This is a genomic window from Lysinibacillus sp. NPDC086135, assembly GCF_044746345.1.
GTDB lineage: Bacteria > Bacillota > Bacilli > Bacillales_A > Planococcaceae > Lysinibacillus.
Genome location: NZ_JBIVCA010000003.1, coordinates 132,407 through 145,477, shown reverse-complemented (window position 1 = coordinate 145,477; position 13,071 = coordinate 132,407). Strand labels below are relative to the sequence as shown.

13 protein-coding genes and 1 pseudogene are annotated in these 13,071 nt (G+C 39.6%); 2 read left to right on the top strand and 12 right to left on the bottom strand.

Annotated features, from left to right (window positions below; translation table 11 throughout):
- Nucleotides 1-336 precede the first annotated feature (336 nt).
- The 8 genes and pseudogenes from plsX to ACIPKN_RS05720 form a co-directional block, all read right to left on the bottom strand.
- Complete coding sequence (plsX, locus tag ACIPKN_RS05755) at nucleotides 337-1,329, bottom strand: phosphate acyltransferase PlsX (protein WP_142507495.1); 993 nt, start codon at nucleotides 1,327-1,329, stop codon at nucleotides 337-339.
- Nucleotides 1,326-1,904, bottom strand: a complete 579-nt coding sequence (gene fapR / locus ACIPKN_RS05750; protein ID WP_132357884.1) for a transcription factor FapR — start codon at nucleotides 1,902-1,904, stop codon at nucleotides 1,326-1,328. Before fapR ends, plsX begins: the two co-directional genes overlap by 4 nt.
- Before the next feature lie 130 nt (nucleotides 1,905-2,034).
- On the bottom strand, nucleotides 2,035-4,080 hold the full coding sequence (gene recG, locus ACIPKN_RS05745; protein ID WP_400934244.1) for an ATP-dependent DNA helicase RecG: 2,046 nt from the start codon (nucleotides 4,078-4,080) through the stop codon (nucleotides 2,035-2,037).
- Between the two features lie 539 nt (nucleotides 4,081-4,619).
- The gene (gene sdaAA, locus ACIPKN_RS05740) at nucleotides 4,620-5,531 is read right to left on the bottom strand and encodes an L-serine ammonia-lyase, iron-sulfur-dependent, subunit alpha (RefSeq protein WP_400934242.1); all 912 of its coding nucleotides are present in this window, start codon (nucleotides 5,529-5,531) and stop codon (nucleotides 4,620-4,622) included.
- A 14-nt stretch (nucleotides 5,532-5,545) separates the two neighbouring features.
- Nucleotides 5,546-6,208: an L-serine ammonia-lyase, iron-sulfur-dependent subunit beta gene (gene sdaAB, locus ACIPKN_RS05735; protein WP_400934240.1), complete on the bottom strand. Its 663-nt coding sequence runs from the start codon at nucleotides 6,206-6,208 to the stop codon at nucleotides 5,546-5,548.
- A gap of 351 nt (nucleotides 6,209-6,559) precedes the next feature.
- Nucleotides 6,560-8,209 (bottom strand): DAK2 domain-containing protein, encoded by a 1,650-nt coding sequence (locus tag ACIPKN_RS05730; protein WP_400934238.1) that lies wholly within the window; start codon nucleotides 8,207-8,209, stop codon nucleotides 6,560-6,562.
- An 18-nt stretch (nucleotides 8,210-8,227) separates the two neighbouring features.
- A complete protein-coding gene (locus ACIPKN_RS05725) occupies nucleotides 8,228-8,590 on the bottom strand; it encodes an Asp23/Gls24 family envelope stress response protein (protein ID WP_132357473.1) in 363 nt (120 codons plus the stop codon).
- A 100-nt stretch (nucleotides 8,591-8,690) separates the two neighbouring features.
- A pseudogene (locus tag ACIPKN_RS05720) lies at nucleotides 8,691-9,224 on the bottom strand (diguanylate cyclase); the annotation flags it as partial.
- A gap of 106 nt (nucleotides 9,225-9,330) precedes the next feature.
- Between ACIPKN_RS05720 and ACIPKN_RS05715 the strand changes: the two are divergent.
- Both ACIPKN_RS05715 and rpmB read left to right on the top strand, forming a co-directional pair.
- Complete coding sequence (locus ACIPKN_RS05715) at nucleotides 9,331-9,477, top strand: helix-turn-helix domain-containing protein (RefSeq protein WP_400934236.1); 147 nt, start codon at nucleotides 9,331-9,333, stop codon at nucleotides 9,475-9,477.
- Between the two features lie 399 nt (nucleotides 9,478-9,876).
- Nucleotides 9,877-10,065, top strand: coding sequence for a 50S ribosomal protein L28 (rpmB, locus tag ACIPKN_RS05710; RefSeq protein ID WP_054770615.1), 189 nt, complete (start codon nucleotides 9,877-9,879; stop codon nucleotides 10,063-10,065).
- A 679-nt stretch (nucleotides 10,066-10,744) separates the two neighbouring features.
- Here rpmB and spoVM read toward each other — a convergent pair.
- From spoVM to rsgA, 4 genes are read right to left on the bottom strand one after another with little or no spacing between them, the layout of a single operon-like run.
- A complete protein-coding gene (spoVM, locus tag ACIPKN_RS05705; RefSeq protein WP_100544041.1) occupies nucleotides 10,745-10,846 on the bottom strand; it encodes a stage V sporulation protein SpoVM in 102 nt (33 codons plus the stop codon).
- An 18-nt stretch (nucleotides 10,847-10,864) separates the two neighbouring features.
- The gene (locus tag ACIPKN_RS05700; protein ID WP_400934235.1) at nucleotides 10,865-11,518 is read right to left on the bottom strand and encodes a thiamine diphosphokinase; all 654 of its coding nucleotides are present in this window, start codon (nucleotides 11,516-11,518) and stop codon (nucleotides 10,865-10,867) included.
- Nucleotides 11,515-12,183, bottom strand: coding sequence for a ribulose-phosphate 3-epimerase (rpe, locus tag ACIPKN_RS05695; RefSeq protein ID WP_142507629.1), 669 nt, complete (start codon nucleotides 12,181-12,183; stop codon nucleotides 11,515-11,517). Before rpe ends, ACIPKN_RS05700 begins: the two co-directional genes overlap by 4 nt.
- Nucleotides 12,184-12,185: 2 nt before the next feature.
- Nucleotides 12,186-13,070 carry a ribosome small subunit-dependent GTPase A gene (gene rsgA / locus ACIPKN_RS05690; protein WP_400934233.1) on the bottom strand — a complete coding sequence of 295 codons (885 nt, stop codon included), beginning with the start codon at nucleotides 13,068-13,070 and terminating at the stop codon, nucleotides 12,186-12,188.
- Between the last annotated feature and the right edge of the window lies 1 nt (nucleotide 13,071).

Below are 13,071 nucleotides of genomic sequence, written 5' to 3'. Positions count from 1 at the left end.
TTTAATCAATTATGCCTCGGCATAATTACGTCCGGAATCGGCTTTGTGCTTAGGCCTGCACGAGGGCCGACACGATGTCGGTCATTTCGGTAATGCCACAGGACGTGGCGTTTTTACCGATGCAGGTTAGTTAGCCGTTATCGCATAGATGCGATGATTTTAGGCTAACATTCTACATTGAATCCCTTTCCGATTTCGTGACATCCGCCGGAGGCTTTTGGCCAACGTGATGTTGGTCACTCAGTCGTGTGTTGTTGCTGTCGCTTCGCTTTAGCACAAATAAAACCGTGTTGCTGTCGCTTTGCTTTCGGCACAAAAGACACCTGCTTAAATAAGTTAATCAATTTCTAAGTGACGTACTGTATCTGTAATCGTCGAGATGACTGTATGCTCAACCATCGTATTTGCTTGGCGAATTGCACTGTATATCGCTTTAGCATTAGATGAGCCATGCGCCTTAATGACAGGTGCTTGCAAACCAAACAAGCCTGCACCACCGTACTCTGTGTAGTCCATCTTATTTTTTAGGTCACGTAAATTATTTTTCATAAGTGCTGCCGAAATTTTTGTTTTTGTTGAAGACATAAATGCTTCTTTTAGCATTGAAAATAACGCTCCAGCAGTACCTTCGATCGATTTCAGCACCATATTACCTGTAAAGCCATCTGTTACAACAACATCCGCTACCCCTTCAAGTAAATCTCGTGCTTCTACATTACCGATAAAATTTAAATCAGCTTCTTTTAATAAGCCAAAAGCTGCCTTCGTTAATTCATTCCCTTTTTTATCCTCAGTACCGATATTTAATAAGCCGATACGTGGCTTTTGTAAGCCACCTACCTTTTTCGCATAAATATCGCCCATAATGGCATATTGCAATAAATGCTCAGGTCGTGCGTCCGCATTTGCCCCTAAATCGAGCATTAAAAAGCCCTTACCATCTAAAGTAGGTAGTGTAGTGGCTAGAGCAGGTCTAGCAATCCCTTCAATACGTCCTACTTTAAATAATCCTCCTGCCATTAAAGCACCTGTATTACCCGCCGAAAGACAAGCATCCGCCTTTCCTTCTTCAACTGCATCCATCATGCGTGCCATGGATGAATCCTTTTTACGACGAACAGCGCGTGCTGGATCGTCTGTTCCTTCGACAACTTCATCACACTGTATTACAGTTAATCGATCATGTATTTTTAAAAATGGTTCGAGCTTTTGCTGCTGACCATATAATTGAATTTCTAAATTTGGAATTTGCTCTAATGCTAATAAAGCACCTTCAACAACTGATTTTGGTGCGTTGTCTCCACCCATTCCATCAAGCGCTAATTTCATTGTTGTTCACCTTTACCTTTCGTGCGGTACATATCAAATTCACCAACAAAAACTGTTTCACCGTTAACAGTGGACGTTAACTCTACTTTTGTACGATGATTTTTTTCATCACGTCCGATAACGATTGCTTTTGTAATAACACGATCTCCAGCTCTAACAGGTTTTACAAAGGTAATGTTAGAATGTACTGTTAATGCTAGTTCGTCGTCAATTACTGCTACCGCTAATGAGTTTGCCTGTGCAAACAAATGATGTCCACGTGCGATGCCATTGCGCTGAAAAACATGTTCTTCTTTTACGTCAAAAATAGATAATGCACGATTATCCAATTCAATATCAATTATTTCTCCGATAACTTCATCAATCGGTAGTGATTTCACTTCATTTTCATAGGTTTTCGAAGCAACATCTTTAATTCGTTCTCGTAATTCTGGAATAGATAATTCCATACGATCTAAACGAATTGTTTGGACACTAACCTGAAACTGTGTTGCTAGCTGTTCATCTGTGACGAATGGATTATCAGCTATCGTTTCGGATAATTGTCGCTGTCGCTCTTTTTTCGTTCGTCTCAACATCATTCGCCACCTTTTTAGTTGTTATTAGCACTTGGTACTAATATCAGTATATAGAGTATAAAAAAAGAATGCAAGACTTGTTTTTAAAACAAGTGCTCACATTCCTAATTGAGCATCAAAGAATCAGTTAATCGAAGCGGTCCCCTTGTAAAACACCTGAATTGTCAAGCATTTCACGTAAATATTTGTACTCATCATCATGCCAAAAAGCATCAGTCTCAAGCATATCCGTTGCATCTTTTCTCGCCGTTTCAAGTATTCGATAATCGTGCACTAAATCCGCTACTTTAAAATCAGGCAAACCACTTTGTTTACGCCCAAAAAAGTCACCTGGGCCACGTAGTTCCAAATCCTTTTCAGCTAGACGGAAGCCATCATTCGTTTCCGTCATCGACTGCATTCGCTCTTTGCCTTCATCGGATTTCGGATCGGCTAACAACACACAATATGACTGATGTTCACCTCGTCCAACACGCCCACGCAGCTGATGCAACTGAGCTAAGCCGAAGCGTTCAGCGTCATAAATAATCATAAAAGTTGCATTCGGTACGTTCACCCCAACCTCAACAACGGTTGTAGACACGAGCACGTGAATAGTTCCCTCACTAAAGGCTCGCATAACAGCGTCTTTTTCATCCGCTGATAGACGACCATGCATTAGCCCGACGTTGTAACGCCCATTAAAATACGTTGCAAGTTGCTCATAGATTTCTACCGCATTTTGTACATCCAGCTTGTCTGATTCCTCGATTAGTGGACAAATAGCATAAGCCTGCCTACCAGCAGCAAGCTCTAATTCTAGCTTTGACATAACAGAGCCAAATTGCTCTTTTTTCATCCAATGCGTTTCAATTTGCTTACGCCCCGCTGGCATTTCATCAATCATCGAAACATCCATTTCTCCAAATGCTGTAATCGCGAGTGTACGCGGGATTGGTGTCGCGGTCATAAAGAGCACATCTGGATTTTCTCCTTTATCACGTAATATTCTACGCTGCTCTACACCAAAACGATGCTGTTCATCCGTTATAACAAAACCAAGTTTGTAAAAAACGACATCAGGCTGGATTAGCGCATGTGTACCAATTAAAATATCTATGTCTCCGTTTGCCAGTTCTTCTAAAAGTAAACGACGCTCCTTTGCTTTCGTCGATCCTGATAATAAAGCTACACGTACGCCAAACGGCTCAAACCATTCCTTCAAATTTTCAGCATGCTGCTCTGCTAAAATTTCCGTTGGCGCCATTAATGCCCCTTGAAAACCAGCAGTTACTGCTGCATATAAACATATTGCCGCAACAACTGTTTTCCCCGACCCTACGTCACCTTGAAGTAAGCGATTCATACGATGTGGCTCTTTCAAATCCTTACAAATTTCATTGACAACGCGTTTTTGCGCACCTGTTAATTCATAGGGTAATGATGCAATAAAAACACGTAACTTTTGTAACTCAAACTGTATAACTGTACCGCGCTCACTATCTTTTCTAATTTTACGTAACGCTTGAATACGTACTTGAAAGTTTAGTAACTCTTCATAGGCAAAGCGTCTTCTAGCCTGTTTCGCATGCCCAGCATCAAGAGGAAAATGAATGCCCTCAAGCCCTTCACGCATTGTCGTAAGTTTATAATCGACTTGTAAACGCTGCGGAACAGCATCTGGTATTTCTACACCAAACTCATCTAATGCTTGTCGCATATATTTACGAAATCGTTTTTGTGGAATCAAACCTTTTAAACTATAAACAGGTTCAAAATCGACTTGATCTGTCTTAGGGCCAAACGTTACAGACGTTCCATTGATTACTTGTCTGCCGCGATCCCATTTTCCCGTAACGGTTATAATAGCTCCCGGTACAAGCTTTTGTTTCAAATAACCTTGATTAAAAAAAACAACCTTAACTAAATGTCGCCCTGCTAGCACCGTAACTTGTAATCGTGATTTATTGCGCCCTAAAAACAGCACTGTCGGTTCTCGTTCAACTTTACACTCAACTGTGACACGTTCATTATGTGGTGTTTGTGCTAAATCCTTTAAACGAAAATCCTCATGCCGATGCGGAAACGTCCATAACAAATCCGCAATCGTCTCGATGCCCAATGCCTCTAAATGTCCTGCTGTTTCTTTCCCGATTCCCTTTAATTCAGTAACGGGATTCGTTAAATCAGTCACCTTGCACGACAACTCCTCCAAAGTTTTTCACCACAAGTACTTTACCTGCAGTCATTTGTATCATCATACTATTTTTCAGCATATGAGTTTTCCCCTTTCATACGATTACTCTTAGCGTTTAACACATCTGAACACACGTATTATTATTCTCAATATTATTATATAACTTTTCATTTTCTGTAGGATAGCAATTCAATTCATTAATAATTGATTGATAGTTAATTATATCGAATGAATTAACACTTTTTCATCCTATTGCATTTTCATAATGATACTCCTTTTCTAGACTCATCACCATAACGTGTGGTTGATTTCCGTTCCGGCTGGGCGCTTTCCTGGGGGCGTCCGATGAGCCGCTTCGCTTACGCTCCAGTGTCTCATCTGTGACGCTGATCCCCAAGGAGTCGCCCAGCCTCCACTCCAATCAACTTATTTACATGGCGTACTATTTCAGCTGCTTTTCATTAACTATAAAAAATCTATAGCATAGAGAACCTCAAAAAAACACGCCTCCCTTAGGAATAGCGTGTTTCATATTTTTATTTTTGAAGTGACTTGATACTTTCTAAATCGCCATTATCAAAAATGGCTTTGCTAATAGCTTTACCTGTTGGTGTTGCAGCAAGTCCTCCACGAGCAGTTTCTTTTAAATTCGGACTCATAGATTGTCCAATTCGATACATCGCACCAATCACTTCGTCACACGGGATGCGACTTGTAACCCCTGCAAGTGCCATATCCGCTGCCACAAGGGAATTTGCCGCTCCCATTGCATTTCGCTTAACACAAGGAACCTCTACTAATCCCGCTACCGGGTCACAAACAAGCCCTAGCATATTTTTCAGTGTAATGGCAAATGCTTCTGAACATTGCTGTGGTGTACCACCAGCCATCTCTACAATCGCTGCGGCCGCCATACCAGCAGCTGAGCCAACCTCCGCTTGACAGCCACCAGCAGCACCTGAAATCGAAGCATTATTAGCAACAACGAAACCGAAAGCTCCCGATGTGAATAAATAACGAATCATTTGCTCACGTGTCGGATTTAGCTTGTTCTTTACCGCGAACAACGTCCCTGGTACAACCCCAGCAGAACCCGCAGTTGGGGTAGCACAAATTGTACCCATAGCTGCATTCACTTCGTTTGTTGCAACAGCCTTACTCACTGCGTCTAGTAATAAATCCCCCGACAGTGAATTGCCTTGCGCAATATAATTTTGAAGCAATACTGCGTCACCGCCCGTTAAGCCTGTTACAGATTTTACACCCTTCAAACCTCTTTCAACAGCTTCTTCCATCACCGTTAAATTATTGTCCATTTGCTGTATAATTTCATCTCTCGAGCGTCCAGTTATTAACATTTCTTGCTCAATCATAATTTCAGAAATTAGCTTTCCTTCTTGCTCCGCTCGTTCAACTAGTTCACGAACATTATGAAACAATACGTCCATATTCGTGCACCTCCTTAGTTATTAATTTTAGAAACCTTCGAAATATATGGTATTAAAGAAATTTGTTGTAATATTTTATCCTCAATGTTTTGATCGACTTCTATCACCATAAGGGCCGTTAAACCACGTTCTATACGCGAAACCTCCATATGTCCAATGTTGACTGCATGCATCGCTAAGCAATTTGCCACATTGGCAATACAGCCAGCACGATCATCATGAACAACAAGGATTGCTGGCATACCACCTGTTAAACGTAGCTTAAAGCCATTAACCTCACTTACTTCAATTTTACCGCCACCGATAGAAATACCAACGACAGACATCTCTCCTTCATCATCGCCAATTACAAGGCGAGCAGTATTCGGATGCTCCATATTTGCTGTTTCTGGGATAAACTCATAATCTAATCCTGCCTTTTCTGCATCGGCAAAAGCTGTTTTGATCCGCTCATCGAATGTATCGTAATTTAGTAGGCCCCCTACCAAAGCTACATCTGTTCCATGTCCTTTATACGTTTCAGCAAACGAACCATACAAGTGGATTTTCGCCCATTTTGGTTGTCTTCCAAATAAATCTCTAGCAACGCGTCCAATTCGTGCGGCTCCTGCCGTATGAGAAGAAGAAGGCCCAATCATCACTGGTCCAATAATATCAAATACTGAAGTAAACTTCATAATAACACCCCTCTATTCTATCCATATAATAATATCGATTTTTTATTTATATCATGCTTGATAGTTACTATAAAAGTAAAGCACTTCTTTATCAACTTTCAGATAATTTACACGACTATATTTTACACAATGGCAATATTGATTAGCCTTTGTCTACTCCGTATACACAATAATTTCAAAACGCTGATATTCCAATATTTCCAAGTTCATTGTCCACTGGACGCATACATCGAATCATTTATTTTTAGCTACTTCAGCTCGTGTATGATCCCCTATTCTCCCAGTACCATAAACAAAAGCAGTACACGACTTGTGCACTGCTTTGTCTACTTATGCGCAAAGTAGAGTGAATTATTCTACTGAAATAATATATGGATATAATCCTTGTTTACCATTAAATAACTCTACTTCAACCTCTGGATAATTCTCTTCAATGAATTTCACTAATTCTGAAGCATTTTCTTCGGTTGTATCCTCACCATAGATGACTGTTACAATTTCTGCATCTTCATCCACTAAATCAGCAATTACCTTCTCAGCAGCATCTTTTAATGCTGGAGTAGATAATACAATTTTCCCTTCTGCAAGAGCCATGAAATCATCCTTATGAATTTCCACACCATCAATAGATGTATCTCGAACTGCATAAGTTACTTGGCCTGTTTTAACATTTGCGAAGGCTTCTGTCATTGTTGCTTGGTTCATTTCAACTACCGCCTCTGGATTAAACGATAAAATCGCTGCCATACCTTGAGGGATCGTTTTCGTTGGAACTACAGCCGCTTCTATATCTAATAGCTCTACCGCTTGTTCTGCTGCCATTACGATATTTTTGTTATTTGGTAAAATCAATACTTTTTCAGCACCAATTTCTTTTACTGCCTTCACAATATCTTCAGTTGAAGGGTTCATTGTTTGACCACCTTCAATAACATAAGAGGCACCAATTGAACGGAGTAATTCAGCAACTCCCTCGCCCATTGCAATCGTTACAATTGCATATGGGTGCTTTTCTGCTTTCTTAGCTGAAGAAGGTGCTTTATGATCCTCACCAACAATGGCAGAATGCTGTTCACGCATATTGTCGACTTTAATTTTAATAAGACTACCATATTTTTGACCCATTGCTAATACAGCGCCTGGTTGTTCAGAATGAATATGCACTTTTGCAATTTCTTCATCTGAAATAACGAGTAAAGAATCACCTAGAGGATTTAATTCATTGCGGAATTGTTCTTCACTAAATGGCTCTTTTCCTTCTTCAAAACGTACCATGATTTCAGTACAATAACCAAATTCAATATCCATAGTATTCATGAAATCTTGTGCTCTATGATGTTCTGCATTAATTAAATCATCTAAAGTTGCTTCATTTTTCACCGGTAATGGCTCGCCCTTTAGGGATGCTAAAAATCCTTCATACACAAATAGCAGACCCTGACCGCCACTATCTACAACTCCGACTTCTTTTAGAACAGGTAGAAGTTCAGGCGTACGTTGCAACGAAGCCTGTGCTTCAGCAGTAAATGCCTCCATCACTGCAATGATATCGGTTTCAGTTTGTGCCACTTCTACACCTTTTTTCGCCGCTTCACGTGCAACCGTTAAAATCGTTCCCTCAACTGGCTTCATTACTGCTTTATAAGCAGTTTCTACGCCTGCTTGGAAGGCACCAGCAAAGCCCTTAGCATCAATCGTCGCTTCTTTTTCGATAGATTTACCAAAGCCACGGAATAACTGCGATAAAATAACGCCTGAATTTCCGCGTGCTCCCATAAGTAAACCTTTTGATAAAGCTTGAGCTGTTTTGCCGATATGTTCTGACGCATACTGCTCTGTTTCCTTTGCCCCAGATGTCATCGATAAGTTCATATTCGTTCCTGTATCACCATCTGGTACTGGAAATACATTTAATGAATCAACATAATTTGCATTTTGGAATAGGTGATGGGCACCCATTTGCACCATTTCTGCAAACTTTATTCCGTCTAAAGACTGCATTAGAATTAGTTCCTCCTCTTAATCATTCGCTACACGAACGCCCTGCACAAAGATATTGACAGATTTCACGCTCATACCTAATGTTTTATCCACTGTATATTTCACTTTCGACTGTACTTGATAAGCAACTTCCGAAATTTTTGTCCCGTAACTAACAATAATGTACATATCAATATGTAAATCGTCGTTCTGTTTTCGAATAACAACACCTTTTGCAAAATTTTCTTTACGTAAAATATCAGTTAGACCATCACGAATTTGATGTTTAGATGCCATGCCAACAATACCGTAGCATTCTACAGCAGCGCCACCAGCTATTTGTGCAAGTACATCTGTTGAAATATCAATTTGGCCGAATTCATTGTTTAATTCAATCGACATAGAAATGCCCCCTTGGCTCTTTTTGACTAAATGATATTGTAACACTTTCGTTATGCATTAAGCAACCTTAGAAGGCATTAAAGCGCATTGTATCAACGTTTTACTGACATTTTAAAGGGAAACATACATCTTCATCGAAATTTCCACTTTTGCTGAAAAAGTTGTTACGACCGTTTTGTTTTGCTGTGTTTAGTGCTCGATCAGCTAATTCACAGCATATTTTCAATTGCTCGCTATTTGAGATTTTGGCATAACACATCCCGATGCTGACTGTTACAATATCAGCTACTTCTGAATGCTCATGACGTATATTTAAATGGCTTACTTCCTCTAAAATTTCCTCACACACATGCTCTGAAAATTTAGCCGCATGTTGGCTAACGATTACGAACTCTTCGCCTCCCCAACGTGCTGCAAATGCATTATACTTTTCTGCAATTTCATCTAATAGAGCTGCCACTTTTATTTAAGCTTCATCACCTTGTAAATGACCATAATAATCATTTAATTTTTTAAAGAAATCAAGATCAATCATCATGACAGATAAAGATTTTGGTTTACTTAGTTGTTGCCCTATTTGTGTCAATTTATTATTAAACGCTCGACGATTAGGCAAATTTGTCAATGTGTCCCGGAATGCTTGCGAATGCTTAAAGTATCACGTCCTGTGATCCACAACTACGTAGCTAGGCGTAGAGACGGAATAAAAATAAAATGAATGAAGGAGAGGTGGGACATCAATGCAATTACTAGAACAAGCTATGACAATCGCTAAAGTTCTGGCTTCTGAAGCAAATGAAAACAGCTTGTCCATTTCAGAGCTTTCGGCAAAATGCAATTTACCACTTAGCACATTACATAGAATATTAAAAGCGATAATGAAGTAGTCGGTTCAGTAAGTATAGGTTTTGTTAGCTTTAACGTTTCTGCAGAACATATTAATACCCTTACAGAGCGTTTAGTGGAAACTGGTAAACGTGTTTCAATGAAGTTTGGCCACCGAGGAAAATAAGGGTTTTTTTATCTTCCACTGATTGTCAATCCCTTACAATCAGGCGTGCGGTTAGGGCGAGTTAAAATCGAGCTACTATATCCCAAGATTTTCAACACCTAGGAATTAACAACCATTATTTAACAAGTATTTTTTGTCTGTAAAGGTTTTTTTCTTGAAAGGTTATGTGAAAACTATTGCACTGAACGTCATGGTATGTTAAATTATTATGGTATGTGAAATATCGAACTGAAATAATAATCTTTCAGCATCAACAGTAAGGAGGGAATACTACATGCCTAAACAATGTGTAATCACTGGACGTAAAGCTCGTACTGGTAACAACCGTTCCCACGCTATGAACGCTAACAAACGTACTTGGGGTGCTAACCTTCAAAAAGTTCGTATCTTAGTAGACGGTAAACCAAAACGTGTATGGGTTTCTACACGTGCATTAAAATCAGGTAAAATCGAGCGCGTTTAATCGTTGCTTCCAAAAAATCGATTTCGCATTTGGCGCAAATCGATTTTTTTCTGTCTTATTAACTGGGCAAACTACCAACCGCCTTTGTGAATATTTATATAATAAAATGACTATGCCGCTAGAAATTACTTCTCATAGTAATTCCTAGCGGCTTTCATTACATATAGCAGCACAACAAAACACCTATGCAGAATGGCAGTTACGATATAATAAAGTATAGTTCTTCAACAAAGCGAGGGGTTGATTTCCGTTCCGACTGGGCGCTTTCCTGGGGGCGTCCAGTCTCCACTACAATCAACCACTTCTCATAGTATGTATCTTCTGGCATGTCTTTCGCGAAAGCCTAGAATTAACGTAGCGTCAGCAAGATCAGGTGTACAATAGCATTATTGTAATAAGTTTCTTCTGTTTGATTATAGTGAGTAGCCATAGCGTTCACTTTTGAAATACATAAAATTAATAAAAGTTCTACGCTACCGCTGATTGGAGTGGAAGGCTACTCGACTCCCGTGGGAAAGCGAGACAGGCGAGACCCTGCACGGAGCACAGCGGAGGAAGCGGCTCGACGCTCGCCCACAGGAAAGCGAGTAGCCTGGAACGGAAATCATCCACCATAATATTCACAAAGAATTCCTTGACCGTTTTGTTTTTCAATACTATAAAAAAAATCCGACTAGTGTTAGTCGGATTTTTTTACTTTCTTTTCTTTTTTAAAAATGTTGATACATGTACGCGTAATACTACTTACAAATTTCGGCAGCTGGAACGTATATACTTTCAGGACTCTCTCCCCCTTACGCTAATCTATGCTTCTTATCATTAAACATATGCCTTGCGAGAAAGATATAGACCCTGAATTCCCTATTATTTCATTACTTGTAAAGCGAGATGTACCAAGAGAGATTTCTTCATTTGTTGTTTCATACTTCACATGCCTTAATGTCACATCTTTAATCGGCTCTTCATGTGCAAAGAAAGATAAATAACGGTATTGCTCGTCTGCTTCAATGAAGTGCTTGCCCGGCATTAAAAATTGCAACATATTTGCATGATTAATAATCTTCAATACTACCTGTGGATGCTCTTTTTGTAATCGATAAATCGAACGAACTGCTGCCTCATAATGATCTAAACGACCACCTGTAACACCTGTAAGTACAATTTCTAGCGGTGTATAGGTCAAAGCTTTTAATAATGCTAAGTCCGTATCTGTTTCATCTTTTTCTTCCATGAATCGTTGTCTATCATTTGTATGTGCCATCACCAGCTTGTATTCCTCTTGCGATAGTGAGTCAAAATCTCCTACTATGGCATGCGGTGTGATTCCTTGCTCGATTAAATATAGCGCTCCTCGGTCTGCTCCGATAAATAACACATCACTTTGTTCTTTATACGGACTAAATGAACAGAGTTCCGCTCTTGGCCCACCTGCACAAACAACGACTACTGTCATCCTTGAATCGCTGCCTCACCAGCAGCTAAAATTTCCTGTAGGGCCGCGGAACGATCTTCTTTACTATAAATAGCGGAACCAGCTACAAAAATTGTTGCTCCTGCTTTGGCACAAGGAATAATAGTCTCTGCATTAATACCACCGTCAATCTCTATAGCAATATCGAGATTACGTTCTTTAATGATAGCTGCTAGTGCTTCAATTTTTGGCACAACAGAATGAATGAATTTTTGCCCACCAAATCCTGGATTTACTGTCATGAACAACACCATATCAATATCTTCTAAAATGTGTTGAATAGATTCTATTGGTGTATGTGGGTTTAATACAACACCAGGTTTAACTCCATATGAGCGAATTAATTGAATCGTGCGGTGTAAATGGCGGCAAGCTTCAACATGCACCGTAATATAGTCCGCTCCTGCTTTGGCGAATTGTTCAATATATTGATCAGGATTTTCGATCATTAAATGAACGTCTAGTGGCAAATCAGTTAAAGGGCGAATGGCGTCTAAAACAATAGAGCCGAAAGAAATATTTGGCACAAAATGACCATCCATAACATCGATATGAATAAGCTGTGCCCCTGCCTTTTCTACTTCTTTTACTTCTTCTCCTAATTTAGCAAAGTTCGCTGCTAAAATTGATGGTGCTATTTGTATCATCATTAATACCTCGGCTTTCGATCCATAATTTCTTGCATAAATTGTTCGTAGTGTTTATAACGGTAGTCACGAATTTCTCCCGCCTCAACAGCTGCCTTTACTCCACATTTTGGTTCCTTTAAGTGTAAACAGCCTCTAAATTTACAATCATCTGCCATACGGGCCATCTCAGGGAAGCATGCGCCTAATTCTTCTTTTTCTATTTCATCAAAATCAAATGAACTAAATCCTGGAGTATCTGCTAATAAGCCATCACATACCTCGATTAATTCCACATGGCGAGTCGTATGTTTTCCACGCCCTAAACTTTGCGAAATAATGCCGGTTTTTAAATTTAAATCTGGAATTAAAGTATTTAATAGTGTGGATTTCCCAACTCCAGATTGCCCTGCTAATACAGAAGTTTTTCCCTTTAAAATAGGCTGTAGACGATCAACTAATTCTTCTTCACCTTTATAGGTTTGTAGCACTGTATAACCCATGCTTTCATAATCTGCTATATAGCTTTGCAATTCCTCGCGTTCATGATCTTCTAGTAAATCCATCTTTGTTAAACAAATAATCGGATGAACATGGAATGATTCTAAAACAACTAAGAAACGATCCAGTAAAATTGTATTAAAATTAGGTTCTTTTACAGAAAATACCAAAATCCCTTGATCAATATTAGCTATTGGCGGACGTACTAATTCATTTTGACGTTCCATAATTTTTTGAATAGTACCGTCTGACCCCTCTGTTTCCAGAGTGTATTCTACATTGTCGCCAACGAGTGGGGATTCCCCGCGATTGCGAAAAACCCCACGTCCTCGACATTGTATTAGTTGTTCTCCATCATATACATAGTAGTAACCGCTTAATGCTTTACGTATTTGGCCTTGCGCCATC